This is a genomic window from Bradyrhizobium sp. CCBAU 11361, assembly GCF_028128935.1.
Taxonomy (GTDB): domain Bacteria; phylum Pseudomonadota; class Alphaproteobacteria; order Rhizobiales; family Xanthobacteraceae; genus Bradyrhizobium; species Bradyrhizobium niftali.
Genome location: NZ_LBJZ01000200.1, coordinates 289,702 through 315,476, shown reverse-complemented (window position 1 = coordinate 315,476; position 25,775 = coordinate 289,702). Strand labels below are relative to the sequence as shown.

At 65.2% G+C, this 25,775-nt stretch carries 24 protein-coding genes; 5 read left to right on the top strand and 19 right to left on the bottom strand.

Features of this window, described 5'->3' with window-relative positions; translation table 11 throughout:
• Positions 1 to 118: 118 nt before the first annotated feature.
• From XI08_RS45045 to soxX, 7 genes are read right to left on the bottom strand one after another with little or no spacing between them, the layout of a single operon-like run.
• Positions 119 to 577, bottom strand: a complete 459-nt coding sequence (locus tag XI08_RS45045) for a DsrE family protein (protein WP_271579362.1) — start codon at positions 575 to 577, stop codon at positions 119 to 121.
• Entirely contained in the window at positions 574 to 2,325 is a 1,752-nt protein-coding gene (soxB, locus tag XI08_RS45040; RefSeq protein WP_271579361.1) for a thiosulfohydrolase SoxB, read from the bottom strand. The genes XI08_RS45045 and soxB overlap by 4 nt, the downstream gene beginning before the upstream one ends.
• Before the next feature lie 44 nt (positions 2,326 to 2,369).
• Positions 2,370 to 2,675 (bottom strand): hypothetical protein, encoded by a 306-nt coding sequence (locus XI08_RS45035; RefSeq protein WP_271579360.1) that lies wholly within the window; start codon positions 2,673 to 2,675, stop codon positions 2,370 to 2,372.
• Complete coding sequence (gene soxA / locus XI08_RS45030) at positions 2,672 to 3,535, bottom strand: sulfur oxidation c-type cytochrome SoxA (RefSeq protein WP_271579359.1); 864 nt, start codon at positions 3,533 to 3,535, stop codon at positions 2,672 to 2,674. The genes XI08_RS45035 and soxA overlap by 4 nt, the downstream gene beginning before the upstream one ends.
• Positions 3,535 to 3,846, bottom strand: a complete 312-nt coding sequence (gene soxZ / locus XI08_RS45025; RefSeq protein ID WP_271579358.1) for a thiosulfate oxidation carrier complex protein SoxZ — start codon at positions 3,844 to 3,846, stop codon at positions 3,535 to 3,537. Before soxZ ends, soxA begins: the two co-directional genes overlap by 1 nt.
• A 10-nt stretch (positions 3,847 to 3,856) precedes the next feature.
• Positions 3,857 to 4,348 carry a thiosulfate oxidation carrier protein SoxY gene (soxY, locus tag XI08_RS45020; protein WP_271579357.1) on the bottom strand — a complete coding sequence of 164 codons (492 nt, stop codon included), beginning with the start codon at positions 4,346 to 4,348 and terminating at the stop codon, positions 3,857 to 3,859.
• Between the two features lie 25 nt (positions 4,349 to 4,373).
• Positions 4,374 to 4,727: a sulfur oxidation c-type cytochrome SoxX gene (gene soxX, locus XI08_RS45015; protein WP_271579356.1), complete on the bottom strand. Its 354-nt coding sequence runs from the start codon at positions 4,725 to 4,727 to the stop codon at positions 4,374 to 4,376.
• 246 nt (positions 4,728 to 4,973) lie between these two features.
• Here soxX and XI08_RS45010 point away from each other — a divergent pair, with 246 nt between their 5' ends.
• Complete coding sequence (locus XI08_RS45010) at positions 4,974 to 5,645, top strand: DUF938 domain-containing protein (RefSeq protein ID WP_271579355.1); 672 nt, start codon at positions 4,974 to 4,976, stop codon at positions 5,643 to 5,645.
• Between the two features lie 242 nt (positions 5,646 to 5,887).
• Here the strand turns inward: XI08_RS45010 and XI08_RS45005 are convergent, their stop codons facing one another.
• Positions 5,888 to 7,960 carry a prolyl oligopeptidase family serine peptidase gene (locus tag XI08_RS45005; protein WP_271579354.1) on the bottom strand — a complete coding sequence of 691 codons (2,073 nt, stop codon included), beginning with the start codon at positions 7,958 to 7,960 and terminating at the stop codon, positions 5,888 to 5,890.
• 198 nt (positions 7,961 to 8,158) lie between these two features.
• Between XI08_RS45005 and XI08_RS45000 the strand changes: the two genes are divergently transcribed.
• On the top strand, positions 8,159 to 9,406 hold the full coding sequence (locus XI08_RS45000; protein ID WP_271579353.1) for an MFS transporter: 1,248 nt from the start codon (positions 8,159 to 8,161) through the stop codon (positions 9,404 to 9,406).
• A 211-nt stretch (positions 9,407 to 9,617) separates the two neighbouring features.
• The gene (locus XI08_RS44995) at positions 9,618 to 10,856 is read left to right on the top strand and encodes an MFS transporter (RefSeq protein ID WP_271579352.1); all 1,239 of its coding nucleotides are present in this window, start codon (positions 9,618 to 9,620) and stop codon (positions 10,854 to 10,856) included.
• A gap of 130 nt (positions 10,857 to 10,986) precedes the next feature.
• On the opposite strand, the gene XI08_RS44990 is transcribed toward XI08_RS44995, so the two are convergent.
• Complete coding sequence (locus XI08_RS44990; protein ID WP_271579351.1) at positions 10,987 to 11,481, bottom strand: VOC family protein; 495 nt, start codon at positions 11,479 to 11,481, stop codon at positions 10,987 to 10,989.
• Positions 11,482 to 11,571: 90 nt separating this feature from the next.
• Complete coding sequence (locus XI08_RS44985) at positions 11,572 to 12,117, bottom strand: carboxymuconolactone decarboxylase family protein (protein WP_271579350.1); 546 nt, start codon at positions 12,115 to 12,117, stop codon at positions 11,572 to 11,574.
• A gap of 137 nt (positions 12,118 to 12,254) precedes the next feature.
• Between XI08_RS44985 and XI08_RS44980 the strand changes: the two genes are divergently transcribed.
• Positions 12,255 to 13,454, top strand: coding sequence for an acyl-CoA dehydrogenase family protein (locus XI08_RS44980; protein ID WP_271579349.1), 1,200 nt, complete (start codon positions 12,255 to 12,257; stop codon positions 13,452 to 13,454).
• A 150-nt stretch (positions 13,455 to 13,604) separates the two neighbouring features.
• Positions 13,605 to 14,744, top strand: a complete 1,140-nt coding sequence (locus XI08_RS44975) for an acyl-CoA dehydrogenase family protein (RefSeq protein ID WP_092186297.1) — start codon at positions 13,605 to 13,607, stop codon at positions 14,742 to 14,744.
• Between the two features lie 611 nt (positions 14,745 to 15,355).
• On the opposite strand, the gene XI08_RS44970 is transcribed toward XI08_RS44975, so the two are convergent.
• The 9 genes from XI08_RS44970 to XI08_RS44930 all read right to left on the bottom strand — a co-directional run bounded on the left by XI08_RS44970 (position 15,356) and on the right by XI08_RS44930 (position 25,772).
• Positions 15,356 to 16,393, bottom strand: coding sequence for an amino acid ABC transporter substrate-binding protein (locus XI08_RS44970; protein ID WP_271579348.1), 1,038 nt, complete (start codon positions 16,391 to 16,393; stop codon positions 15,356 to 15,358).
• Between the two features lie 113 nt (positions 16,394 to 16,506).
• Positions 16,507 to 17,100: a L,D-transpeptidase gene (locus XI08_RS44965; RefSeq protein ID WP_092186300.1), complete on the bottom strand. Its 594-nt coding sequence runs from the start codon at positions 17,098 to 17,100 to the stop codon at positions 16,507 to 16,509.
• A gap of 385 nt (positions 17,101 to 17,485) precedes the next feature.
• Positions 17,486 to 18,460 carry a hypothetical protein gene (locus tag XI08_RS44960; protein WP_271579347.1) on the bottom strand — a complete coding sequence of 325 codons (975 nt, stop codon included), beginning with the start codon at positions 18,458 to 18,460 and terminating at the stop codon, positions 17,486 to 17,488.
• A 103-nt stretch (positions 18,461 to 18,563) separates the two neighbouring features.
• Positions 18,564 to 19,127 carry a thioredoxin family protein gene (locus XI08_RS44955; RefSeq protein ID WP_271579346.1) on the bottom strand — a complete coding sequence of 188 codons (564 nt, stop codon included), beginning with the start codon at positions 19,125 to 19,127 and terminating at the stop codon, positions 18,564 to 18,566.
• 30 nt (positions 19,128 to 19,157) lie between these two features.
• Positions 19,158 to 19,856, bottom strand: a complete 699-nt coding sequence (locus XI08_RS44950; RefSeq protein ID WP_271579345.1) for a cytochrome c biogenesis CcdA family protein — start codon at positions 19,854 to 19,856, stop codon at positions 19,158 to 19,160.
• Between the two features lie 312 nt (positions 19,857 to 20,168).
• The gene (locus tag XI08_RS44945) at positions 20,169 to 20,780 is read right to left on the bottom strand and encodes a sigma-70 family RNA polymerase sigma factor (RefSeq protein WP_271579344.1); all 612 of its coding nucleotides are present in this window, start codon (positions 20,778 to 20,780) and stop codon (positions 20,169 to 20,171) included.
• 450 nt (positions 20,781 to 21,230) lie between these two features.
• Complete coding sequence (locus XI08_RS44940) at positions 21,231 to 21,968, bottom strand: response regulator (RefSeq protein ID WP_271579343.1); 738 nt, start codon at positions 21,966 to 21,968, stop codon at positions 21,231 to 21,233.
• Between the two features lie 10 nt (positions 21,969 to 21,978).
• Positions 21,979 to 23,724 (bottom strand): ATP-binding response regulator, encoded by a 1,746-nt coding sequence (locus XI08_RS44935; protein WP_271579342.1) that lies wholly within the window; start codon positions 23,722 to 23,724, stop codon positions 21,979 to 21,981.
• The gene (locus XI08_RS44930; protein WP_271579341.1) at positions 23,694 to 25,772 is read right to left on the bottom strand and encodes a sensor histidine kinase; all 2,079 of its coding nucleotides are present in this window, start codon (positions 25,770 to 25,772) and stop codon (positions 23,694 to 23,696) included. Before XI08_RS44930 ends, XI08_RS44935 begins: the two co-directional genes overlap by 31 nt.
• Positions 25,773 to 25,775 lie beyond the last annotated feature (3 nt).

The following is a 25,775-nucleotide window of genomic DNA, read 5'->3' as shown; positions in this document are numbered from 1 at the left end:
CCCCAGGGAGGAGTTTGGCGAAGATCAGCCGTTCGGTACGCCTATCGCCCCCATCGATAGATCGCGCGGTATGGGTCCCGGCCTGCGCCGGGACGACGGGGAGGGTGTTGCGAGCGCCCTACGGCCGCACCACCGTGTACCCATTCTCTGCCAGGAACAGGATCTGCCCGACCCCGACCTGCACCGGGGTGGCGGAGGGGATGAACTCGGGCCGCTTGCCCGTCTCCCGCTCGATCGTGTCGACCGTGTTGAGGCAGATGTCGAAGCGCACGCCTTGCGCGATCAGGCTCTCGACCTGCTTGCGGCGCTCGCTGCCCGGCAGCAGCAGGTCGATGCCGGGGCCGAACGCCACCACCTCGATCGCGACCTTGTCGGGGTCGTAGGCCTTCAGCAGATTGTTGGCGACGCTGAGCACCAGCGCCTGCTTCCGGGCATCGCCGTCGGAGAGCTGGAGCACGATCCTGTGCTCGGCGAACGGCTTGTCCTGAAGCGGCACCTGCTGCGCCAGAGCCGGCGGCGTCGCGGCTAAGGCGAGCAGCGCCAGCATCAGCGCGCGAAACATTTGCAAGCGCGTCATCCCTGTCCTGCAATCCCGGGATTGTCCTCGACGCCCCTCAGCGTGACGCCGGAGCCGAGCCGTTCCTGAAGCATCCGGCCCGAGCGCAGATATCTGGCCACCACGTCCCACACCGGCGCGCCCTGCTGGCCGTTGACCGAGGCCCAGCCCGCGACCTTGTAGCGGTGGTTGGCGCTGATCGCCTTGCCGTTGTTGAGCTTCAGCTCCGAGATGCGGCCGCCGATCGCGCCCGCCGGCGTGCAGGTGTAGCTGAGGCCGCCGGCGCGCACCATGTCGCCGCCCTGCTGGTAGTAGGGGTCGGCGTTGAAGAGATTGTCGCAGATGTCTTCGAGCACGTCCTTGATCTGCGCGCCGGTCATCTCCTGCACATAGGTCTCGGGATAACTGATCGCGGTTTCCGCGAGCACATCCTCCATGGTCAGCGCCTGGCCGGACAGCGCGGTGACGCCCCAGCGGAAGCCCGGCGACAATGCGATCTCGGCATCGAGCTCGGTGCGCAGCGCCGAGCAGATCAGCTCGTCGACCGGTCCGGTGAAATTGCCGCGGCGATAGAGCAGCCGGTCGGGCGTTGCGATCTTCTCCGACCAGTCGGCCACGTGCGGCGCACGAACCCGGCCGATCAGCTCGGCCATCGCAGGATCAGGCTTCAGCAACTCGGAATAGACCGGCAGCAGATGATATTTGACGTCGCTGACCTTGCCCTTGTCGAGCGCGAGATCGAGCACGCCCAGGAATTTCCCGTTGGAGCCGGCATTGGTGACGAGCGTCGTGCCGCTGGCGTTCTTCACGGGAATCGGCTGCGGCACGGCGTCATGGGTGTGGCCGCCGAGGATGACGTCGATGCCGGTGACGCGGCTTGCGAGCTTGAGGTCGACGTCCATGCCGTTGTGCGAAAGCAGGATGACGGCATCGACCTTCTCGGCGTTGCGCAAGGCATCGACATGCTTCTGAAGCTCTTCCTCGCGGATGCCAAAGGTCCAGTCCGGCGTGAACCGTTTTGGATGCGCGATCGGCACGTAAGGGAAGGCCTGGCCGACGATCGCGACGCGGTGACCGCCGAGCTCCTTGATGACGGAGGGCTTGAAGACGCGCCCTTTGGCCTTGTCGAAGGCGGAGGCGTCGTTGAACGCGGCTTCCTCGGTCAGGAATACGTTCTGCGCCAGAAACTCACCCTTGAAGCGCTCGAGATTGTCGCGTAGCGCCTGCTCGCCATAGGTGAATTCCCAATGCCCGGTCATCGCCTCGATGCCGAGCAGATTGGCGACCTCGACCATGTCGCGGCCCTGCATGACGTTGGCGAGTCCCGTGCCCTGCCAGAGGTCGCCGCCATCGACGAGCAGCGAGTGGTTTTCGCCGACGTCGCCGCGCAAGCGGTCGATCAGCGTCTTCAGATGGGCAAAGCCGCCGAGCTTGCCGAAGCGGCCCGCGGATTTCTCGAACTCGAAGCAGGTGAAGGCATAGGCATCGGCGCTGTCGGGCCGGATGTTGAAGCGCTCCAGGAAGGCCCGCCCGACCAGATGCGGCGGCCGCCCCGCCATCTCGCCGATGCCGATATTGACGCTGGGCTCGCGGAAATACACCGGATTGAGCTGCGCATGCGTATCGGTGATGTGCAGGATCCGCGCACGGCCGAAACGCTCGATGTCGTAGATGCTCGCCGCTTCAGTGCCGCGCGCGAGCCGCGGCAGGCTGAGCGATGCTGCGGCAACGCCTGCACTCTTCAGGAAATCACGGCGGCGGATCGCCATCCAGAATCCTCCGCGCCTCATCGGCAGTTCAGTTGAGGTCCAGTCTAGCGGATTTCCATCGCCTTCCAGGCGTCTTTTTCGGACGTGGCCTGGAAGATCGACGCCTTCGCCAGCGCCTCGGCCTCCTGGGCGGCGGCCACGGCACGGTCGAAATCGCCGCCGTCGGCCGCCTTCTTCGCCGCCGCCAGCGTCGAGACGGTCACGGTCCACTGATTGCGCATGCCGGCTGCCTCCTTGGAGGCGGCTTCGGCGGCGGCATAGGCCGCCTTGTAATCCGCCTCGTTTGCCGCGCGCGCCGCCGGCGCGAGGCCCAAGGCGAGCAGGATGGCGAGAGGAAGTGACCGCTTCATGGCCTCGCTCCCGGCCCTGATATCGGCAGGCCATTGGCGACGTAGGAGAGGAAATATTCGACGTCGCGATATTCATCCGCCTGCGGCTCCAGCGGAACCGCCCGAGTCTGGCTGTTGCAGGTGACGAAGCGGCGGCTGGTCGTGCCCATGCCGCTCCATTCGGAGCGGTAGATCGGCATCGCGTTCAAAATGCCGAGCGCCGGCGCCAGGATCTCGGCGCGGATGCGCTCCCCCGGGCTCTGCACATGGCAGCTCGCGCAGGAGAAATTCATCTGGCCGCGCCTTGTGTAGAAATAGCGCTTGCCGTTCTCGAACGCGGCGAGCGCGCGGGGATCGTCGGGGATCTTGATGTCCATCGGCTTGCCGCGCGAGGTGAAGGCCATATAGGCGGTCAGCGAGGCCATCTCGTCCTTGACGTAGGAATACGGCGCTTCGCCATTGGCCTCGCGGCAGCGGTTGAGCGCGAGCTCCAGCGTGACGACCTTGCCTTCCTTCGTGTCGAAGTAAGGATAGTTCTGGCGGATGCCGATGCCGCCATTCGGAAAGCAGTCGGCATAGGTCTTGCCGTTCTTGAACGGGGTGGCGAACATTTCCTTGCCGGCGTCGAGCGCGAACTCGTAAGGCGGGAATTCTTCCTTCTCCTGCCATTGCCGCTTCATGTCCTCGTTCATGGAATAAGGACCGTTGACGAAATCCTCGTGCTTCACATCGGGAAATTTCTGGAAGTAGAAATTCTGGAACGCCTTTGCGTCGGCAACGGGATCGACCTTGTCGGCCGCGATCACACGTGGAGAGGTGAGGGCGAACGCGACAAGCGCGGCGCTCAACGCGCCAAGCAGGAGGGCAGACCGGGCCTTCATCACGAGATCTTCGCGGTCGTCGTGTCCGACCCGCCCTTGTTGTCGGTCCAGGAGATCTTGAGGTCGTCGCCCTTCTTGGCGCCCTTGAAGCTGAACTTGACGTAGGGGTCCTTGGAGACCGCGGCGCCCCAATTGGCGACGAAGACGTCCTTGCCGTTACATTCGAACTTCAGTTCCTGGATGAAGTGCGCGGGAATCAGCTCGCCCTTGGAGTCCTTGACGAAGCCGGAATCCATGGGGTGCTGGATCAACGCCTGCACCTCGGTGATATCGCCGTTGGCGGTGGCACGTACGCGAATGCTGGATGCCATGTTGATCTCCCTAGCCGCCGCAGCCGCCGACGGTGACCTTGACCTCTTTGGTCGCGCTGTAGAGCTTGCCGTCGGCTTCCACGATCGCGGTCACATTGGTGGTCTTCGCCATCTTCAGCCGGTTGGCAACGCTCGGGGTCGTGCCGTCCGGAATCTTGTAGGAGGCCGCGAGCGCGTTCGGGTTCTCGGCCACGAAGAACGAGATCGAGGTGACCTTGTCCAGCGTCGTCGTCACCGAGATCGGCACCACGCCGCCATTCTCCGCGATCTCGGGCGCATCCAGCTTGACCTTGTCGGACGGCTCGGCGGTCTTGCCGTAGAGCGCCTTGATGGCGTCCGCCTCGCTCTTCTGCTTGAAGGCCTCTTCCGGATATTTGTCGTTGGCCGCGGCGCGCGCGGGAGCCGCGCCGAACGGCAGATTGCCGAGGCCGAGCAGCGCGACGCCGGCCGCGCCCTGAAGGATCAGGCGCCGCGTCGGATGAGGGCCGGTGGTCGTGGTCATCTGAACTCTCCTGGCGTGCCGGAAGTCACAGGGTTTGCAGGAAATCAACGATCGCGCTGATCTCCTGGTCGGTCAAAATCCGGTTCCGGCCGAACGGCGGCATCATGGTCTGCGGATTGCGCTTGGTCTCGTCGAAGATGATCGCGACCAGCTCGTTGCGATCAGGGTATTTTGCCTTGAGGTCCTTCAGCTCCGGGCCGATCGTTCCCGGCAGGTCGCCGCCCTTTATGACGTGGCAGGTCAGGCAATTGCCCTTGCCGCGGTCGAAGGTGAGCTTCCGGCCCTCGGCCACGGCGGATTGCGCCTGCGCCGGGCTGGCGAGGCCGGCGGCGAAGGCCAGCAGGAAGAGCAGGGCAGGCGTCCGGGAAAAGGCGGTCAAGGCGTCATTCCGAGGCGTTATGGCGATGGTCTCGATCGCGGAAATAGCAGCGTTCCAAAGCACAAAGGGCATCGCCTGACAATCAAGACTATGCACGCGGCAAAATGGAGTTAATATCTTCCGCATTGCAACTAAAGAGATTATTTGTTCGGCCGATTGGCTCGCGGGTGCGGGCCGGCTGTTTCGAGGGCGTTTGGGCGCTCATCCCGTTTTTATCGTGTTCTCGTTTTTTCAAGGGGACCTCATTTGGCTGAATATGTCGTCGAATTTGGCAAGGACGGCGGACGGGTTGAGTCCGATGGGCGGCTCGATGCGCCGGCATTCCATCGCAATCACGAGCCGCTCTGGGCGGCCCTGGAAAAGCATCTTGCCGGGTGTTCCGGAAACGTGGTCGAGGTCGGCAGCGGAACCGGCCAGCACGTGGTCCATTTCGCCCGCCATACGCCCGATCTCGTCTGGTGGCCGAGCGACCTCAACCAGCGGCACGTGAAGAGCATCGAGGCCTGGCGCGTCCATTCGGGCCTGCCAAACATCCGCTCGCCGTTGCGGATCGATCTCTCCGATCCCGGTTGGTGTCCGGAGATGCGAAGCGGGCTGGGGCCGACCAACCTTGCCGCCGTGTTCTGCGCCAACGTCATCCATATCGCGCCATGGACCGTGGCCGAGGGCCTGTTCGCCGGCGCCGGCCGCTATCTGCGCGCCGACGGCAAGCTGTTCCTCTACGGCCCGTTCAAGCGCGACGGCAAGCACACCGCGCTCAGCAACGCCGTGTTCGACACCTCCTTGCGCGAAGGCAATCCCGACTGGGGCGTGCGCGACATCGGCGATGTCGAGACGCTGGCGCGAGGCGCGGGCCTTAGCCTGATCGATACGATCGAGATGCCTGCGAACAATCTGACGCTGGTGTTTTCGCGCTGAGTTGAGCGCGATGAGATCCGGACCATAGCCAGGAAAATGGTACGCTCCCTCCCCCTTGCGGGGGAGGGCGGGGGAGAGGGGTAGCCCAGGAAGCGGTTTATCCTTCAGCAACTGTACTGCGCGCAAATCGAGAGAGTCCGTGGGAAACCCCTCTCCCTGCCCCTCCCCCGCAAGGGGGGAGGGAATGAGAGAGCGGTGCCCGCCTCACGTGGTGATGGTGAGAGTTCGAAGAGGCAGCGCAATCACGCCTCGCCGTCCCGCCACCCGATCTTCTCCTGCAAGAACCGGAAGCCCAGCACCTCGAAGCCGGCGCGCTCCTTGTTGTCCTTGCCGTAGCCGTGGCCACCCGCTGCCGGCTCGTAGAACCAGGCCTCGTAGCCCATCGCCTGGAGTTTTGCCGCCATCTTGCGGGCGTGGCCGGGATGGACGCGGTCGTCGCGCCGCGTGGTGGCGACCAGGATCGGCGGATAGGGCTGGCCGGGCTTTGCGGTGTGATAGGCGGAGTAGGTCTTCAGCCACTCCCACTCGTCGGGCTTGTCGGGGTCGCCATATTCCGCGACCCAGCTCGCGCCTGCGAGCAGCTTGGTGTAGCGGCGCATGTCGATCAGCGGGATGGTGCAGAACAGCGCGCCGAAGCGCTCGGGGTAGCGCACCAGCATGTTGGTGATGAGGATGCCGCCGTTCGAGCCGCCTTGCGCCGCGATGCGCTTCGCGCGTGTCACGCCGCGGCGGACGAGATCGGCGGCAACGGCGGCAAAATCGTCATGCGACAGCTTCTTGCCGGCGAGCCGGCCGGCATCGTGCCAGCGCGTGCCGAATTCGCCGCCGCCGCGCAAATTCGCCTGCACCGTTGTGCCGCCGCACTCCAGCCACAGCTTGCCGAGCGAGGCGTTGTAATACGGCTTCACCGCGACGGCAAAGCCGCCATAGGCGCTCATATAGACCGGCGCATCGCCGGTCTCTTTGGCCGGACCGGTCTGCACATAGGGAATGCGCTCGCCGTCGATCGAGATCGCCTCGTGCTGGGTGACCACGAGGCCGTCGGCGGTGAACGTCTTCGGCGCCTGCTTCAGCACGGTCGGGCTTGCGACGCCGCGTTCGATGAGCAGCAGCGAGGGCGGGGTGAGCGGATCCTGCACGTTGGCGAGCAGGTCGCCATTGCTCTCCGAGGGATGACGGTCGAGCGGCCAGATGTCGACGACGCCGATCTGCGGAAGGCCGCCGAGTGTGGCGGAGCTCCAGCCCGCGGCGGACGGCGTGCAGATCTCGAATTGCGGCTTGAGCTCGTCGAGGATCGACAGCACCAGCCGGCCCGCGGCCCAGAAGAAGCCCTGCACGGCCCGGCGAGGCGCCGGCTCGAACAGCACCGTGAATTGGCGGCGGCCCGCCAGAAAGTCCGAGAGCGAGATGCCGAGCACGGTGTCCGCCTTGTGCATCTGTCCGGCCACGGACCAATCCTCGCGTGGCTTGATCGCGAGCCAGTCGCCATGCGCCTGCAGCTCTATGTTGGTGGGAAGTTCTATCTTCGAGACGGGGCCGGTCCGGTCTCCGATCGAGACGCTGATGTTGAAGAAATCCAGCAGACGACCGAACCATATTCTTCTTGGGTTTGCCGTCATGTGGTCGACATGGCAGTACACCGCCATATCGATCGCCGAGGTCTCGAAGAGCACCGCCGCTTGTTCAACCGATTGGCCGCGACGCCACAGCCGCACTGTCCGCGCATATCCGGAGCTCGTGGCCATGCCCTCGCCATGGGCGCTCGACAGCAGCAGCGTGTCCTGATCGAGCCAGTCAACGCCGCCCTTGGCTTCCGGCAGCGTAAAGCCGTCCGCCACGAAGCTCTTCGTAACGAGGTCGAATTCCCGCAAGGTGACGGCGTCGCTGCCGCCGCGCGACAGGCTCAGAATCGCCCGCGAGCTTCCCGGCATCGTGACGATCGAGCTCAGCAGCCAGTCTTCGCCCTCCTTCGCCGCGAGCTGGTCGATGTCAAGCATGGTCTCCCATGCCGGGCTCGCCTTTCGAAACTCCGCCAGCGTGGTTCGCCGCCACAGGCCGCGCGGGTTGGTGGCGTCCTTCCAGAGATTGTGCAGGTCGTCGCCGCGCCGGCTGACATAGGGGATGTTGTCCTTCCGGTCGTAGATCGCAGCGAGGATATCGCGATCGCGCGCGAAGGCCGCTCCGCCGAACGCAGCGAGCGTCAGGCTGTTCTGCCGCTCCACGAAATCGAGCGCCTGCTTGCCTTCGATCTCCTCCAGCCACAGCCAGGGATCGTCGTCGGGAGCGCTGGGCGTGGGCCTGTCGTCGACCGTCATGAACGAAACTCCCAAAAATCGCGGCGGATAGGATTTGATCGAGCGCAAGCCGTCAAGAGCGCAGCCCGCTATCATCTGCCCGATTGCGTCAGAGGCATGGCCTGCGCCCGTTTGCGCCGGTTGCCCGCCCTCCCGCGCCCCTCCACAGTGCCGGGAATCAACAAGGCTCCTCGAAAGCCCCTTGGGGCGGAAATGCCGATGCTAGACGTGACTTCAGCCAATGAGATCGCCGCCGACGCCCGCGTGCGTGCCAATGTGGTGCGCCTTGCAGCCGCGCAGGCGCTGACCGGCGCCAACTCGGCGGTCATCTTCGCCACCGGTGCGATCGTCGGCGCCACGCTCGCGCCCGACATGTCGTTCGCGACCGTGCCGATCTCGATGTATGTGGTGGGCCTTGCCGCCGGCACGCTGCCGACCGGCGCGATCTCGCGCCGCTTCGGCCGCCGCGCCGCCTTCGTCATCGGCACCGGGTTGGGCACACTCACCGGCCTGCTCGGCTCGTTCGCCATCCTGCACGGCTCGTTCGCGCTGTTTTGTGCTGCGACCTTCCTCGGCGGCCTTTACGGCGCGGTGGCGCAGTCCTATCGCTTCGCCGCCGCCGATGGCGCCAGCGCGGCCTACCGGCCGAAAGCGGTGTCCTGGGTGATGGCCGGCGGCGTGTTCGCCGGCGTGCTCGGTCCGCAGCTCGTACAATGGACCATGGATGTCTGGCAGCCTTATCTGTTCGCCTTCAGCTTCCTGGTGCAGGCTGCGGTGGCGCTGATCGCGATGGGCATCGTCGCCGGCGTCGACATGCCGAAGCCGGCGCCGGCCGATCTGCATGGCGGCCGGCCGCTGATGACGATCGTGACCCAGCCGCGCTTCATCGCGGCGGCGCTGTGCGGCGTCATCTCCTATCCCATGATGAATCTGGTGATGACCTCTGCGCCGCTCGCCATGAAGCTCTGCGGCCTCAGCGTCAGCGATTCCAATTTCGGCATTCAATGGCACATCGTCGCCATGTACGGCCCAAGCTTCTTCACGGGCGCGCTGATCGCGCGCTTCGGCGCGCCGAAGATCGTCGCCGCCGGCCTGCTGCTCGAAGCCGGCGCGGCCACCATCGGTCTCTCCGGCATCACCGCCATGCACTTCTGGGCCACGCTGATCGTGCTCGGTGTCGGCTGGAATTTCTCCTTCATCGGCGCGTCCGCTCTGGTGCTGGAGACGCACCGGCCGCAGGAGCGCAACAAGGTGCAGGCCTTCAACGACTTCCTGGTGTTCGGCATGATGGCGATCGGCTCGTTCTCGTCAGGGCAATTGCTCGCCAATTACGGCTGGTCCGCGGTGAACATGGTGGTGTTCCCGCCGGTCGTGCTGGGGCTTGCCGTGCTCTCGCTGGTCTCCTGGGCGCGCCGCCGCAAGGCGCAGCTGGAAGCGGCCATGGGCGAGTTCCCGGATGCGGTCTGATGGCGGGAGGCTGTCAGCAGTCTCGATAGTTCGATCACCATCGAAGTGATTTTTGGGTGAGGGCTATTTAGATGTCGTCATGGCCGTGCTTGTCCCGGCCATCCACGTCCTTCAATTGCTGCCGTCATTCCTGGGCACCCGAAGGGTGAACTCTCGAGATTCCGGGTTCGATGCTTCGCATCGCCCCGGAATGACGGCAAGGAGCGAAGAAATGCTCGACAATCCCCGCCACGCAGCTCCGATCGACGAATCCTCGCTCCGCTACGAAGGCTGGCGCATCGTCGCGGTGTGCTTTCTGCTCGCGACCTTCGGTTGGGGGTTGGGCTTCTACGGCCAGAGCGTCTATGTCGCCGAGCTCCAGCGTGCGCGGGGCTGGCCGGCCTCGCTGATTTCTTCGGGCACGACGTTCTTCTATCTGTTCGGCGCACTGCTCGTCGTCTTCGTCGGCGAGGCCGTTAGAAAATACGGCCCGCGCCTCTGCCTGATCGCGGGCACGCTGGCGATGGCCGCCGCGGCGGTCGCGATCGGCGCGGTGCGTGAGCCCTGGCAGCTTTATCTCGCCAACGCCGTGCTCGCCTTCGGCTGGGCCGGCACCAGTCTCGCCATGATCACCAACACGATCAGCCTGTGGTTCGACCACAGGCGCGGCATGGCGATCAGCCTCGCGCTGAACGGTGCCAGCTTCGGCGGCATCGTCGGCGTGCCGCTGCTGGTGACCATGATCAGCCATGCCGGATTCGCGACCGCGATGTACGCCACATCAGGCGCCATGCTGGTGCTGCTCGTGCCCGTGATCCTGCTCGCCGTCGGCCGCCCGCCCGACCTCCATGGCTGGCATGCGGCGGTAAAGGCAAAGCCGCAATCGTCGGCGCAGATCCGCGCGCATGCGCTGCGCGACGTCGGCTTCCTCACGGTGACGATCGCCTTCGCGCTGGTGCTGTTCGCGCAGGTCGGCTTCATCGTCCACCTGATCTCGTTCCTCGATCCCGTGATCGGCCGCGAGCGCGCCGCCGTGGCGGTTGCGGTGCTGACGGCAATGGCGGTGGTCGGCCGCGTGCTGTTCTCGATGGTGATCGACCGCCTCAACCAGCGTCTCGCCTCGGCGCTGTCGTTCCTCAGCCAGGCGGCGGCGTTGTGCGTCGTGATCAACCTGCACAACGACTATGTGCTGATCGCGGCCTGCGCGGTGTTCGGCTTCTCGGTCGGCAACCTCATCACGCTGCCGTCGCTGATCGTGCAGCAGGAGTTCGATTCCGCCTCGTTCGGCGTGCTGATCAGCCTCAACACCGCGATCAACCAGGTGACCTACGCGTTCGGCCCCGGCGTCGTCGGCTTCCTGCGCGATTTCTCCGGCGGGTACGCGATGCCGTTCTATCTCTGCATCGCGCTGGAGGTGGTGGCTGCCGCGCTGATCATGGTGCGGGGGACTAGCCACACGAAGACTGCGTAGAGACGCGGCGACGCCTCAACACACTCCGTCATTGCGAGGAGTTCTTGCGACGAAGCAATCCAGACTGTCTCTGCGGCACCAGTCTGGATTGCTTCGCTGCGCTCGCAATGACGTGGGGAGAGTGCGGAGTTCACGCTTCCCGCTGCCTCAGCAACGCCTCGACATCGAGCCGCTTCGTAATCATCGCCAGCTTGCCGTCCGGCCCGAACGGCCATTGCTCCTTGGGTCGGTCCCAGTACAGCTCGACGCCATTCTGATCGGGATCGCGCAGGTACAGCGCCTCGCTGACGCCGTGGTCGCTGGCGCCGTCCAGCGCGATGCCGGCGGAGAGCACCCGGTGCAGCGCATCCGCCAGCGCCGGCCGCGTCGGATAGAGGATCGCGGTGTGGAAGAGCCCGGTCGTGCCCGGCGGCGGCGGCGAGCCGCCCTTGCTCTCCCAGGTGTTGAGCCCGATGTGGTGATGATAGCCGCCGGCCGAGATGAAGGCCGCGCCCGAGCCCATGCGCTGCATCAGCTCGAAGCCGAGCACGCCGCAATAGAAGCCGAGCGCGCGATCGAGGTCGGCGACCTTGAGATGGACGTGGCCGATTCGGGTGCCGGCATGGACGGCTGGGTTCTGCGACATGGCAATGCTCCGTTGATCAACCCCAGATAGGTCGAGCCCCGGGACAGTGCTACGGGCCTATCCCGAAACCCATCGTTTCCGAATAGGAAACTAAGCCAGCTCCGACACCTCGCCCTCGGGCAGCCCGAACTCGAACGTGTTCAGCGTCATCGATACCAGCGTGTAGTAGCCGCACAGCCCGATCACCTCGACGACGCCGCGCTCGCCGAGCAGCTCCACCGCCTGATCATAGAGGCCCTTCTCGACGCCGTGGCCTTCATGCAGCGACTTCGCGACGTCATAGATTATCTTTCCTTTGGGATCGTCGAACTCAGGCGTGCGGCGGTCGCGGATCGCGTCGATGATCTCCGGCTTCATGCCGCCCTGGAGCGCCAGGCGCTTATGCGCGTACCATTCGTAATGCGCGGTCCAGTGCCGCGCCGTCACCAGGATCGCGATCTCCGAAAGCTTGGCGGGGAATATCGTGTCGTAGCGCAGGACCTCGCCGAGCCGCGTGGCGTGACGGGCCATGTCGGGGCTGTTGAGCCAGGCCATCATCGGCGCCGGCGGCTTGCCACGCTTGCCGGCGATCGACTCGTCATAGGTCTGCCGCTGGCTCTCGTTCATTTCGCCAGGCGAAAGAAGTGTCAGGCGCATTCTCTTTTCCTCTTTGTTTTCAAGCACCGCCGTGGCGGCGACTATAGCCGAATGCGCCTGCGGAAGTGGTTGAATTCCACGAGGCGATGGCCCAGAGTCCGTGACAACAAGTCGATTTTGATTGATGGAAACGACCCATGAGCGACACTGAAACCGCCGATCTCGAAACCTTCCGCGCTGAGACGCGCGCCTGGCTGGAAGCCAATTGTCCGCCGGAGATGCGCAAGCCCGCAACCTCGGACGCCGACGTGTTCTGGGGCGGGCGCAACGCAAAATTCTCGTCCGAGCCGCAACGCATCTGGTTCGAGCGCATGCGCGACAAGGGCTGGACCGTGCCGGATTGGCCGAAGGAATATGGCGGCGGCGGATTGAGCGCGGCCGAGCACAAGGTGCTGCGCGCGGAGATGGGAAGAATCGGCGCGCGGCCGCCGCTGTCGAGCTTCGGCATCTGGATGCTCGGCCCGGCGCTGCTGAAATACGGCAACGAGGCGCAGAAGAAGGAGCATCTGCCGAATATCGCAGCTGGCCTGATCCGCTGGTGCCAGGGCTATTCCGAGCCGAACGCCGGCTCGGACCTCGCTTCGCTGCAGACCCGCGCGGAGAGCGACGGCGATGATTTCGTCATCACCGGCTCGAAGATCTGGACGTCCTACGCCAACTATGCCGACTGGATCTTCTGCCTCGTCCGCACCGATCCCGCGGCGAAGAAGCACGACGGCATCAGTTTCATCCTGTTCGACATGACCTCGAAGGGCGTGACGACCAAGCCGATCCTTTTGATTTCCGGCTATTCGCCGTTCTGCGAGACCTTCTTCGACGGCGTCCGCGTGCCGAAATCGCATGTGGTCGGTACCGTCAACCGCGGCTGGGACGTCGCGAAATATCTGCTCCAGCACGAGCGCGCGATGATCTCGGGCATGGGCGAGCGCGGCGTCGGCCGTCCGCTCGGCCAGATCGCAGCCGATTCCGTCGGTACCGATGCGCAAGGCAAGCTCGATGACTCCATGCTGCGCGGGAAGATCGCGAGCTTCGATGTCGATGAGGCCGCGCTCGCCGCCTGCGCCGAGCGCGCGGTCGATCTCGCCAAGGCGGGGCAGGCGCATCCGGCGTTCTCCTCCGCGATGAAATATTACGGCACCGAGCTCAACAAGCGCCGCTACGAGATCCTGATGTCGGCCGGCGGCGTCGATGCCCTGGAATGGGAGAGCGAGCGCTCGAAGCAGGGCGCCCGTCCGCGCGCCTGGTTGCGCACCAAGGCCAACTCGATCGAAGGCGGCACGACGGAGGTGATGCTCGGCATCGTCGCCAAGCGCATCCTCGATCTGCCGGGGGCGTGAGGCGTCCCTCACCACCCGTCATTCCGGGGCGCGACGAAGTCGCGAGCCCGGAATCCATACTCCCGATCGTGGTTATGGATTCCGGGCCTGGCCCTTCGGGCCATCCCGGAATGACGAACGAAGAATAGATTTCGAATCGGAAACACCACCATGCCCCTCGTCCTCACCGAAGAACAATCGATGCTCCGCGACTCTGCGCGCGGGCTGATCAGCGACAAGGCGCCGGTGTCGCACCTGCGCCACTTGCGCGATAGCAAGGATCCCACCGGCTTCTCCAAGGAGTTCTGGCATTCCTTCGCCGAGATGGGCTTTGCCGGCCTGCTGGTGCCGGAAGAGTTCGGCGGCTCCGGTCTCGGCTTCGTCGAGGCCGGGATCGTGATGGAGGAGATCGGCCGCACCTTGATGCCCTCGCCCTTCCTCGCCACCAGCGTGGTCGCGGCCTCGGCGCTGAACCGCGGCGGCAATGCCGCGCAGAAGTCGGAGTTCCTGCCGAAGATTTCGAACGGCTCGCTGCTGGCGACGCTCGCGATCGACGAGGGCGCCAAGCATCGTCCGCTTCAAACCAGCCTCCAGGCCGTGCGCGCCGGCAACGGCTTCAAGCTCTCCGGCGCCAAGGCCCTGGTCGTCGACGGCCACGTCGCCGATCTCCTGATCGTCGCCGCGCGCACCGCGGGCTCCGCCGGCGAGCGTGACGGCTTGACGCTGTTCCTGGTGAACCCCAAAGCCAAGGGCGTCGCGATCGAGCGCACCATCATGGTCGATGCGCACAACGCGGCGCGGATCGAGCTCGCCAATGTCGAGGTCAATGCCGACAGCGTGCTCGGCGAGGTCGATCAGGCCGCCGGCCTGCTCGACGGCGTGCTCGACATCGGCCGCGGCGCGGTCGCCTCCGAGATGGTGGGCCTGAGCGACGAGGTGTTCGGCCGCACCGTCGAGTATCTGAAGAGCCGCAAGCAGTTCGGCAAGCTGATCGGCGAATTCCAGGCGCTCCAGCACCGCGCCGCCGAGCTCTATGTCGACATCGAGATCACCCGCGCCGCTGTGATGAAGGCGCTCCAGGCGCTGGATGCGGACGTTGCCAAGGCCGCATCAAGCGTCGCCGTGGCCAAGGCCCGCGCCGGCACCACCGCCACGCGCGCGGTGCAGGAGGGCGTGCAGATGCATGGCGGCATGGGCATGACCGACCAGTTCGACATCGGCTTCTTCATGAAGCGCGCGCGGGTGTGCGAGGAATTGTTCGGGGATGCGAACTACCACACCGAGCAGCTGGCGCGGGCGCGGGGGTATTGAGCTCTAACCCCTCATGGTGAGGAGCCGCGCGCTTGCGCGGCGTCTCGAACCATGAAGGCCCCCGCTGCTGCATCTCGGCCTTTCATCCATCGAGACGCGCGCAGGGCGCGCTCCTCAGGATGAGGGGAGAGGGCGGTTTGTTAGCAACAAAGACGGTGTCGTCGCCCGGCTTGACCGGGCGACCCAGTACGCCGCGGCCTCGCGGCCGATCACAACCGTCTCTGGAATACTGGATCGCCCGCTTTCGCGGGCGATGACAGTTGAGATTGTTGAGAGCGCCTGCCCCAATCTCGTCATTGCGAGGAGCGCTTGCGACGAAGCAATCCAGCGCGTAGCCCGGATGAGCGAAGCGACATCCGGGATTCTGTCCGCGCGGTAAGGCCATCCCGGATTGCGCTACGCTCCATCCGGGCTACGGTCCTGAAGTGAGATGTGGTCGCGCCTCATCCTCGGTGTCGTCGCCCGGCTTGACCGGGCGACCCAGTACGCCGCGGCCTCGCGGTCGATCACAACCGTCTCGGAGTACTGGATCGCCCGCCTTCGCGGGCGATGACAGTGAGTGACTGGATCGCCCCCGACCCAGACTCGCAACGACGGCGGAGAACCCGCCGTTACCGCATCGGCGGCGCGTACTGCACGCCACCCGCGTTCCACAGCTGGTTCATGCCGCGCGGGATCTTCAGCTTCGACTTCTCGCCGATGTTGCGCTCGTACATCTCGCCGTAATTGCCGACGTTGCGGATGATGCGGACGACCCAGTCCTTGGTGAGGCCGAGCTGCTCGCCGTAATTGCCTTCGGTGCCGACCAGCCGCATCACTTCCGGCTTCTTCGACTTCAGGGCCTCGTCGATGTTCTCCGAGGAGACGCCGAGCTCTTCGGCGTTGATCATCGCGTAGAGCGTCCACTTCACGATCATCATCCAGTCGTCGTCGCGCTGGCGCACGACGGGCGCGAGCGGCTCCTTGGAGATCATGTCCGGCAGGATCATGTGGTCGCCGGGCTTGCCGAGGTTCAGCCTGAGCGCATAGAGCTGGGAGACGTCGGCGGAGAGCGTGTCGCACTTGCCGGTGTCGTAGGCCTTCACCACGTCGTCCAGCTTGTCGAACTTCACCTCTTCGTACTTCATGTTGTTGGCACGGAAGTAGTCGGAGACGTTGAGCGCCGTCGTGGTCCCGGTCTGCACGCAGACCTTGCTGCCGGTCAGGTCCAGCGACGTTTCCTTGTTGCGCGAACGCGGCAGCATGAAGCCCGCGCCGTCGTAATAGGCGACGGCGGGGAAATAGAGGTCGTAGTCGAGCTCACGCGCCATGCTCCAGGTCGAGTTGCGCGAGAGGATGTCGACCTTCCGGCTCTGCAATTCCTTGAAGCGCTCGCTGGCGTCGAGCGCGACGAACTTGGCCTTGGCCGGATCGTTGAAGATCGCCGCCGCCACCGCGCGGCAGAAATCCACGTCGAAGCCGGTCCAGTTGCCCTTGTCGTCGGGGATCGAGAAGCCCGGCAGGCCCTTGTTGACGCCGCACAGCACTTCGCCGCGGCGAACCGTGCGCTTCAGGGTGCGGGTGTCGTAGAACTCGTAGATGACGGCGAGCACGCCGACCAGCACGGCGACCGCGAGCCCGATCAGCAGGCCGCCTCGAAATGTGCGCATGATGTCTCTCTCTCGAAATAATCGGGAAGAAATGGAAGTGTTGCGTAGGCGGGAGGCATGATCCGGAAAAGTGCGAAGCGGTTTTCCGGAAAGATCATGCCCAAACGATAAGCTTAGAGTTCTGGCTTCTGCCGGATGACCACCTTGGTGCCGACAGGGACGCGATCGTAGAGATCGGCGACGTCATTGTTGACGAGACGGAAGCAGCCCGAGGACACCTTGGTGCCGATCGTGTCAGGACGGTTGGTGCCATGGATGCGGTAGACGGTGGTGCCGAGATACATGGCGCGGGCCCCGAGCGGATTGCCGGGGCCGCCGGCCATGAAGCGCGGCAGATAGGGCTGGCGCTGGATCATCTCCGGCGGCGGCGTCCAGTCCGGCCACTCCTTCTTGTTGGTGATGTTCACCAGCCCCTGCCACTGGAAGCCGTCGCGGCCGACGCCGATGCCGTAGCGGATCGCGCGCCCGCCCGGCTGCACCAGGTAAAGGTGACGCTCGGCGGTCGAGATGATGATGGTGCCCGGCGATTCGGTGGTGCGGAAATAGACCACCTGCTTCTGCCATTCCGGATCGAGCTGGTAGCCGTCGTCGGCGATCAGGCCCGGCTCGTCGCCGCGGTCGGGCTGCTGGGCGAAGGCCTGGGGCATCGACAGGGCGAGGCCGATCGCAGCCGCAAATATCCCGGTCAGGCGACGAAAATCCGTCATTTCAAGCTCTCCCCGCTGCCACAGCGCAAATCATTCAAAGCCATCAAATCTCAGGGGCATGTTCATGGCAAGTTGATGGCGCGCCCGGCTGGTATGTCACGAGAATGCTTTGCTTTTTTGACGGGCCCACGGCAACGCCACAAACAGGGGATGGCGCGAAAAGCAGTGGCAGTGGCATCCCTTGCCGGGTGGTGGGTCTGTCGAATCCAAGTATTCACAAATGGTCGTCATGCCCGGGCTTGTCCCGGGCATCCACGTTCTTCGTGCAGCGGGTGAGGCGTGGATGGCCGGGACATAGGCGAGCGGAAGCGACGCCGTCCTTCGGACGGCTATGCCCGGCCATGACGTTGCGGAAGCTTCAATGCCCCAATCTTCCACACCGATGTCAGATCTTGTTGCTCTCCGCGGCGATCCCGAGCCGCCGCACGATCTCGGCTGCCACGGCGCGGGCCTCGAGCCGCGAGCCGATGCGGGGGCTGCGAAACCTCCGTCCGGAGCGCAACCGGATCACCACGATGCAATGCTCGTCCTCGGACCGGCCGCGGCGCTCGACGGTGATCGCCTTCACGTCACGCCCCTCGATATGGTCGGCGCGCAAGCTGCCGTCGCCCCACAGGCGCTCGACGCGGATATCCGCTTGCCGGACGACCCAGAAGGCACCGGTCACGAGGTTGGCGTATCGGTAGACGGCGAACGCGGCGAGCGCGCCGATCGGCAGCAGCAGGATATCGACGTGGCTGGGCGACAGCCCGCGCCAGAGCTTGTAGGCGTAGGGAACGGCAGACAGTGCAACGGCGATCAGGGCAACGATCCGGATGTCCCGTGCGGCAAACGGCTCGAGGGGCTCGCCGAGACGCATCTCGGGATTGCTGGCATCGAGCGGATTGCTTGGCGCCTCGACGTCGGGAACGTCGAATTGCGCGGCGATCCTAGCCACGGTGTCGCGAACATGCGTGACATCGGAGATCGGTGGGGACGTCAGGCGTTCCCCCGAGGCCAGCGCGAACGCGAGCTGGAAGCGGGCTTTGGCGGCCTTGTTGCCCAGAACCTGCAATCCCGTGATGTCGTCTTTCGCGACGATCCGCGTGCGGAGTTTACCGAAGGGGCGCTGTTGCCCGATCAGGATCTCGTCGGGTGTGATGATCCACACCACCGCCGGCGCCAGCATGACGCCGCCGATGAACGCCGCTCCCAGCAGCAGTGCGATCACGGAGATGATCACTTCCAGGGTGTCGTGCGTGAACAGGCCGGGCGTGAAGCAGAGCGCAACGGCCGCCGCAGAGCCGGCCACGACCAGCCGCTGCGCGACCGAGGAGCCTTCACGAAGGCGGATGTCGTTGCTGGTGGTCGCGTCGTCCATTGCGGGCGGCTGATTGCGTCGGTTGCGAACCTCCACGGACGGGTCCGTGGAGTCAAGCAACAAGGCCGTCAGGCGAAACCAGCCGCGCGATGTCCGTGCCGCATCAGCTGCTGGCGTTGAGCAATCGGCCGACGGTGCGGTCGATCTCGTCGTAGCGGCCTTCGCCTGCGTGCTGGAACACGATCTTGCCGGTCTGGTCGATGATGTATTGCGCCGGCCAATACTGGTTGCTGTAGGCGTTCCAGGTCTTCGAATCGTTGTCCTGCGCCACCGGATAGGTGATGCCGTGACGCTTCAGGGCGGCCTGCACATTGGAGGCCGAGCGCTCGAACGGGAATTCCGGCGTGTGCACGCCGACCACGACCAGGCCCTTGTCCTTGTATTTTGCGTAGAGGTCGGTGACGTGCGGCAGCGTGTTGACGCAGTTGACGCAGCCATAGGTCCAGAAGTCGACCAGCACGACCTTGCCGCGGAGATCGGCGATGCTGAGCGGTTTCGAGTTGAACCAGGTGCTGATCCCGGTGAAGTCGGGCGCGGTCTGCTGGCTTGCGGCGACGGTGACGACAGGCGTGGCGCGCGCGGCCTCGTCGCAGATGCCGGGGATGACGGCGCCTGACACGGCCATGCCGATCAGGGCGGCGGATACGGCGAGCAGTTTCAAGGTCATGGAAGCGTCCTCCGTTGCAATGCGAAGCGATCACAGGCCGATCTGGCCGGTGGGATAGAATCCGGTGAGCCACGCCACGATCAGCGTGTCGTATTGGAAATAGGCGGCGAGGGCGAAGCCGATCACGACGACGCCAAAACCCCGCTGCAGCCGCGGCGAGATGCGCGCGAGGCTGCGCACGCGCGTCGTCGCGGCCTGTCCGCCATAGGCGATCGCGAGCATCGGGATCGCCGCGCCGATGGCGTAGGCGATCAGCAGCGTGCTGGCCCAGGCAAGATTCTTCGACGTCGCCACCAGCGTCAGGATCGAGCCGAGCACGGGCCCTGCGCAGGGCGTCCAGACCAGGCCGAGCGTGGTGCCGAGAATGAGCCCGCCAAGCGCGCCCTCGCGTTGCACGGCGCTGGAAGCCCCGAGATCGAGCCAGCCATTGAGCCGGATCGACAGCCATTCGAACGGCGCCGGCCACAGCATCAGGAGGCCGAAGCCGAGCAGCAGGATCGATGCGGCCTCGCGCAGCACGTTCGGATCGAAATCGAACAGCCGCGTGATCGCGCCGAGCAGCAGCGCGGTTGCGGAGAACGACATGACGAAGCCGAGCGCGATCATCGCAGGGCGCAAATGTCCCGCGCGCCCGATCGAGGCGCCGAGCAGGATCGGCAGCATCGGCAGCGTGCACGGCGTGGCGATGGTGAGGATGCCGGCAAGGACGGCGAAGATCAGGTCGAACATGGGGCACTCGTGAAGGCGGTCACGAGAGCAGTTCGGGATGGATGCGTCCCTCGTTACATGGCGTCACGCCTTCGTGACGGAGGATTTGCGCAGGTCGTCATGCCCCAAACACAAAACGACCCGGAGGGGGGCATCCCGTCCGGGTCGTTAGAGGTCTTGGGAGGTTTAAGCAAAATCGTATGAGAGCTTTATAGGAGGGAAGTTTTTCCGCCTGATGTTGTGCTTTGTTTCAATTGTTTCGTCCGCGGTAACACTTCCGTGTCCGGGGATAGGGCCGATAAACAGGTCCTATCCCTTTGAAATCATGAGCTTTCAGGCAGCGAAGCGGTCGACGCCGCAACCCTTAAGCAAATCGGCCAGCTGCTTGCGGGCATAGAACATCCGCGTCTTCACCGTGCTCTGGGGGATGCCGATGATCTGACCGACCTCCTCCACCGACTTCTCATGGTAGTAGACGAGAGTGATGATCTCGCGATGCGCGGGCGACAGTTTCTGCACGCAGGCGCGCAGGATGGCGCTGGTGTCGCTGCGGTCGAGCGAGGTCTCCGGCGTCTCGCAATCGTCGGGAATCTGGCGCACGTCTTCCTGGTCGATGTCCTCGAAGCGGCGCTGGCGCATCGCGGTCAGCGCCTTGAAGCGGGCGATCGACAGCAGCCAGGTCGAGACCTGCGAGCGGCCCTGGAACTGGCCGGCGGTCCGCCACACGTCCAGAAACACCTGGCTGACCAGATCTTCCGCCGTGGTGGCATCGCGCACGATACGCAGGATGAAACGGTAAACCCGCACATTGTGCCGGCAATAGAGGATGTGCATCGACGTCCGGTTGCCGTCGGCAATGCTCTCCAGAAGCATATCGTCCGAAGTCGCCTGAGCGGCGATGATGCTCTGGCTGGCCTGGGCGTTGATGGCGATGACGTTCCGCATAGACTTGGCTCCCCGTAGCGCCGCAACCGAGCGGCGTTTCCTTGGACCAAAGTGTTAATGAGCCAACGTTTCGGGACGTCTGCACGAAAAGCGGAAAATGGTTTCGTGCGCCGCCAAATTGTTTCGTCGGCCAGGGCGCGACGAAACATTCGGGGTAAAAAAGCGTGTAATTTCAATGTACGGAAAATACGGGGGTGGGGATTTGGAGACAGACGGACGCGCCGGGAACGTATTTCGGGCTTTTGCGTTCGGTGCCGCCGCAAACTCGATGTCGTCCCGGCCTAGTGCGCAATTGCGCACGGGGGGGCCGGGACCCATAACCACAGGGAGAGGTTTGGCGAAGACTGGCAGTGAAGGGTCGTCCCGCGGTACGCGCGGCTGCGCTGATCGAGAGATCACGCGGGGGTCCCGGCCTTCGCCGCGACGACAGCTGTATTTGCCGCCTGCCCCTTACGCCTTCTCGCCAGCCGGCGAGAACAGATAGCCGCCGCCGCGGATGGTGCGGATCACGGTGGGTTTTGTCGGGTCTGGCTCGATCTTGCGGCGGATGCGCATAATGCGCAGGTCGACGGCGCGGTCGAACGCCTCGGCGTCGCGCGCATTGGCGAGTTCGAGCAGACGCTCGCGCGACAGCACGCGCTTCGGATTGGCCGCGAACACCTTGAGCAGCCCGAACTCCGATGCGGTCAGCGGATGCTCGTTGCCCTCGTCGTCGCGCAGCGCCTGCGCTTCGAGGTCGAGCCATTTGGTGCCGAAGCGGACGAGCTGGTCCTTGTCCGATTTCGCCGCTGCAGCTTCCGGCGCCGCGGCCTTGGCCGGCACGCTTCTGCGCAGCACCGAGCGGATGCGCGCCATCAGCTCGCGCAGCTCGCAGGGCTTGGCGACGTAATCGTCGGCGCCGAGCTCGAGGCCGACGACGCGGTCGATCGGGCTCGCGGTCGCCGTCAGCATGATCACGGGCACGTTGATGCGGCTCTTGAGGTCGCGGATGATCGACAGCCCGTCTTCCTCGGGCATGTTGAGGTCGAGCACGACGAGATCGGGCATGCCGCCGTCGATCGCGGCACGCAACGACTTGCCGCCGTCGCACAGCGTCACGGTGAAGCCGTGCATCTTGAGGTAATCGCCGACCATCTCCCGGGCCGGGGCCTCGTCGTCCACGATCATGATGTGCTGGCTTTGGGTCATGGTCTCTAAGTCACGGTAGTTCGGTCGCAGGAAGGGTGATGGTGAAGGTCGAGCCCTTGCCGGGGCCGTCGCTTTCGGCGGTCACCTCGCCGCCATGCATGTCGATAATACGCTTGACGATGGAAAGCCCAAGCCCTGTCGAGCTCTCGCCGGCGGTCGGTTTTGCCGACAGCCGCTGGAACCGGCCGAACAGGCGGCCAAGATCCTCCGGCGACAGGCCGGCGCCCTCGTCGCTGACGCGGACCATGGTGTCGCTCCCCTCGTGGGTGACGGCCACGCTGATCTTGCCGCCGATCGGCGAGTATTTGATGGCGTTGCTGATGAGGTTGTCGATCGCCTCGCGGATGCGGTCGGTGTCGCACATCGTGACGATGTTGGACGGCGCGGCGACGCTGATTGCCTGCTGCTTGTTGACGGCGAGCGGATGGTTGGCGTCGGCGACCTCCTTGACCAGGGCGGCGACGTCGACCGGCTCGCGGCGGATGGTGATGTCGAAGGCATCCGCCATCGCGTCCGAGATCAGGTGGTCGACCATCGTGGTCAGGCGCTTGGTGGCGTCGCGGATGTGATCGACCTGGGCGACCACGCCGCTGGACGAGGCGCCGGTCGAGATCAGCTCCTTCAGCATCTCGGTGCGGCCGAGGATGACGCCGAGCGGATTCTTCAGATCGTGCGCGACGGTGCCCAGAATCTCGTTCTTGAAGCCGTTGGCGCGCTGCAGCCGCAGCCATTGCGCCGAGAGGCGGCGGTTGGCCTGCATCAGGGCGCGGGTGCGCTGGGCGACGCGGTCTTCCAGCTGCGTGTTGGCGTCCTGGAGCTGCTGATAGAGGATGACGTTGTCGAAGGCGATCGAGAGCCGGCTGGAGAAGATCTCGACCAGCGAGCGGTCGGTCTCGGACAGCTCGCGCTCGGCCTGGAGCAGCACCACCACCTCGCGGCCGCTTCCGGTGCGCAAGTAGATCACGCTGCGGTGGTCGGCGAATTCGTTCTTGCGGCGCTGGAAGGCGGCCTCCACCATCTCGCGCAGATCGGGGTCGAGCGCCTTCGACGTCGTGGTGCCGATGAAGCGGCTGTAGCAGCCGCTGCCGGCGAGCACCGAGAGCTCGGGGTCGATGCCGCCATTGTCGCGCAGGACCAGTATGCCGGCGCAATCGACATTGAGCAGGGAGGCGAGCTGCGTCAGCACGCCCTCGGCGAGCCGCTGCATCGACTTGAAGTCGTACAGCGTCGAGGCCGCGTCGATGATGATCTCGAGGCCGCGGCGCGTCTGCACCATGCGCTCGAGCTGCTGATAGGAGCGCAGCGCCGCGGTCAGCGAGGTGAACAGCTTGTCGGCGGTGAGCTCGGTCTTGGCCTTGTAGTCGTTGATGTCGTACTGCACGATCACGCGCCGCTCGGGCGCCTGGCCGGGCTGGCCGGTGCGCAGGATGATGCGCACGGTCTCGTTCCTGATCTCGTTGCGGATGAACTCGACCAGCTCGAGGCCGGCGACGTCGGTCTCCATGATGACGTCGAGCAGCACGGCGGCGATGTCGCTGTGCGCGGCCATCAGCTTGCGACCTTCGGCCGCGGAATAGGCGGAGAGGATCTCCAGGCCCTGGCCGTTGAGGCTGTAATCGGACAGCGCGAAGCGGGTGCCGTCATGCACGGCCGGATCGTCGTCGATGACGGCGATCTTCCATTTCCGGGCGTCCGTGTCCTCCGACGCGGTACCGGTGTCGTCGATCAGGTGGAGGACATCGTCCTGTTCGGCCATTGAGAAGTCCCGTCAGTCTCTGTGCTTTGCGCGCCGCCCTTGGCGACCCGGGGCATGATAATGCGAAAAGTGGTGCCTTGTCCCAGCTTGGATTCCAGCATCATCCGTCCGCCGAGCTGCTGGGTGACGAGGTTATAGACGATATGGAGGCCAAGTCCCGTACCACCTTCATTGCGCCGGGTGGTAAAGAATGGGTCAAAGGCCTGGCGCTGCACGTCCGGGGTCATGCCGGCCCCGTCATCGGTGAAGATGATCTCGATATCGTCGGTCCCGCGCGGCCGCGCCGAGATCGTGATCGTGCCGGCGCGCCCGTCGGCGAAGGCGTGGTTGGCTGCGTTAAGGAAGAGATTGGTCAGGATCTGGCCGTAGGAGCCGGGATAGCCGTCGAGCAGCAGCCCCTCGGGCACGTCGACCTGGAGCGTGATCGGCGAGCGCTTCAGCACCGGGCGCAGGCTGGCGATGATCTGGTCGGTGGCTTCGCTCAAGCTGAACTGCCGCCGCTCGGCATGCGAGCGGTCCACCGCGACCTGCTTGAACGACTGGATCAGCTCGCCGGCGCGCTGGAGGTTGGCGACCAGCTGCTGCGAGGCATCGCGCGAGGCCTGCACGAACTCCTCGAGCTGCGAGCGGCGCAGGCCGCCCTCGCCCTTGAGCTGGGCCTCGAAGATATCGCTGCGCCGGGCAAGGCTGGACGCGACCGTGAGGCTGATGCCGATCGGGTTGTTGACCTCGTGCGCGACGCCGGCGACGAGGCCGCCGAGCGCTGCGAGCCGCTCGGCGTCGATCAGATTCTGCTGCGCGGCGTTGAGCTCGAGCAGCGCGCTCTCGGCCTTTTCCTTGGAGGCACGCAGCTCGTCCTCGGTCTCGCGCTTCGCGATCGCGTTCTCGCGGAACACCTCGACCGCGCGCGCCATGGCTCCGACCTCGTCTCGCGCGCGCGTGCCCTGCACCTCGCGATCGAGGTCGCCGAGCATGATCGCGCGCATCGCCGTCATGATCTGCTGCAGCGGCAGGCGGATCGACAATGCGATCAGCACGCCGGCGGTGAGGATGATGCCGAGGAAGATCACCGCGATCGACAGCACGCGCCGCGAAATATCCGCCAGCGTGCGGTCGAAGGTCTCCTGCGCCTTCTGCTCGCGCTGGCGCATCTTGGTGGAGAGGTCGTCGATGGCGCCGATCGCCTCGGCCTGGCTGGCGTCGATGGTGTTGCGCAGCAGCTCGGTGCGGTTCGTCAGCTGCTCGGAGAGTTTTGCAAAACCCTCGCGCAGTGCCATGGTGCGGGCCGCAAGCTTTTGCAGCGCCATGCGCTGGAGGTCGTTGTCGGCGAGGTCGATCATCACGGGGATGGTCTTCTCGATCGTCTCGGTGTTGCGGCGCGCGTCGTCGGCCGCGCCTGACGACAGCGACAGATAATAGGAATTGGCCGCGACCAGCATCGCGGTGAAGGCCTCGCGCGACTTGCCGAGCGAGGGCCAGATCAGCGCGTCGCGATGGCCGGTGGCGCCTTCGATGATGGAGTAGAGGCCCGCCATGTCCCTGGCCGGGCCCTGCACCTGGTCCTCATAGGTCTTGGCGATGGTGGCCTGGACGCTGCGCAGCTCGCCGAAGCCGTTGAGGAAGCGGTCGGTGGTGCGCTCCAGTTCCTCGACCGAGCCTGACAGCATCGGGTCCTTGGCGGCGCGGTTGGTCAGGGTGCCCAGCACCGCCTCGCGCAGCAGCAGGATCTCGGCGAACAGGTCCGGGCTCGGCTGGTTGATGTAGCGGTGGATCAGATTGTGCAGCCGCCCGGTCTCGCTTTCGAGCAGCGCCAGGATCCGGTCGGATTCGCGCACCTGGCGGACGTCGTCCCAGGCCGAGCCCAGCACCTGCGATCCGTTCCAGATCAGCGCCACCAGCACCACCACCACGGCGGAGTTCAGCGCCGCGATCGACAGGATGCGCCAGCGGATCGGCACCGCGCGGAGCGCGCCGACCAGGCGCACGCGCAGCCGCCCGAGCGGGCCCGGCGGCCTGTCTGCGTGCTCGCTGTGTCCAGGCGCGGCCAAGAG

Excerpts from the sequence above, each read along its gene's own strand:
- XI08_RS45035 (WP_271579360.1), bottom strand. The coding sequence starts at position 2,675 with ATGAAGCGGTCACTTCCTCTCGCCATCCTGCTCGCCTTGGGCCTCGCG.
- XI08_RS44950 (WP_271579345.1), bottom strand. The coding sequence starts at position 19,856 with ATGTTCGACCTGATCTTCGCCGTCCTTGCCGGCATCCTCACCATCGCC.
- XI08_RS44960 (WP_271579347.1), bottom strand. The coding sequence starts at position 18,460 with ATGGACGACGCGACCACCAGCAACGACATCCGCCTTCGTGAAGGCTCC.
- soxA (WP_271579359.1), bottom strand. The coding sequence starts at position 3,535 with ATGAAGGCCCGGTCTGCCCTCCTGCTTGGCGCGTTGAGCGCCGCGCTT.
- XI08_RS44985 (WP_271579350.1), bottom strand. The coding sequence starts at position 12,117 with ATGCGCCTGACACTTCTTTCGCCTGGCGAAATGAACGAGAGCCAGCGG.
- XI08_RS45000 (WP_271579353.1), top strand. The coding sequence starts at position 8,159 with ATGCTAGACGTGACTTCAGCCAATGAGATCGCCGCCGACGCCCGCGTG.
- XI08_RS44940 (WP_271579343.1), bottom strand. The coding sequence starts at position 21,968 with ATGACCCAAAGCCAGCACATCATGATCGTGGACGACGAGGCCCCGGCC.
- soxZ (WP_271579358.1), bottom strand. The coding sequence starts at position 3,846 with ATGGCATCCAGCATTCGCGTACGTGCCACCGCCAACGGCGATATCACC.
- XI08_RS44935 (WP_271579342.1), bottom strand. The coding sequence starts at position 23,724 with ATGGCCGAACAGGACGATGTCCTCCACCTGATCGACGACACCGGTACC.
- XI08_RS44990 (WP_271579351.1), bottom strand. The coding sequence starts at position 11,481 with ATGTCGCAGAACCCAGCCGTCCATGCCGGCACCCGAATCGGCCACGTC.
- soxY (WP_271579357.1), bottom strand. The coding sequence starts at position 4,348 with ATGACCACGACCACCGGCCCTCATCCGACGCGGCGCCTGATCCTTCAG.
- soxB (WP_271579361.1), bottom strand. The coding sequence starts at position 2,325 with ATGGCGATCCGCCGCCGTGATTTCCTGAAGAGTGCAGGCGTTGCCGCA.
- XI08_RS45045 (WP_271579362.1), bottom strand. The coding sequence starts at position 577 with ATGACGCGCTTGCAAATGTTTCGCGCGCTGATGCTGGCGCTGCTCGCC.
- XI08_RS44995 (WP_271579352.1), top strand. The coding sequence starts at position 9,618 with ATGCTCGACAATCCCCGCCACGCAGCTCCGATCGACGAATCCTCGCTC.
- XI08_RS45005 (WP_271579354.1), bottom strand. The coding sequence starts at position 7,960 with ATGACGGTCGACGACAGGCCCACGCCCAGCGCTCCCGACGACGATCCC.
- XI08_RS44965 (WP_092186300.1), bottom strand. The coding sequence starts at position 17,100 with ATGACGGATTTTCGTCGCCTGACCGGGATATTTGCGGCTGCGATCGGC.
- XI08_RS44970 (WP_271579348.1), bottom strand. The coding sequence starts at position 16,393 with ATGCGCACATTTCGAGGCGGCCTGCTGATCGGGCTCGCGGTCGCCGTG.
- XI08_RS44945 (WP_271579344.1), bottom strand. The coding sequence starts at position 20,780 with ATGCGGAACGTCATCGCCATCAACGCCCAGGCCAGCCAGAGCATCATC.
- XI08_RS44980 (WP_271579349.1), top strand. The coding sequence starts at position 12,255 with ATGAGCGACACTGAAACCGCCGATCTCGAAACCTTCCGCGCTGAGACG.
- XI08_RS44955 (WP_271579346.1), bottom strand. The coding sequence starts at position 19,127 with ATGACCTTGAAACTGCTCGCCGTATCCGCCGCCCTGATCGGCATGGCC.
- XI08_RS44975 (WP_092186297.1), top strand. The coding sequence starts at position 13,605 with ATGCCCCTCGTCCTCACCGAAGAACAATCGATGCTCCGCGACTCTGCG.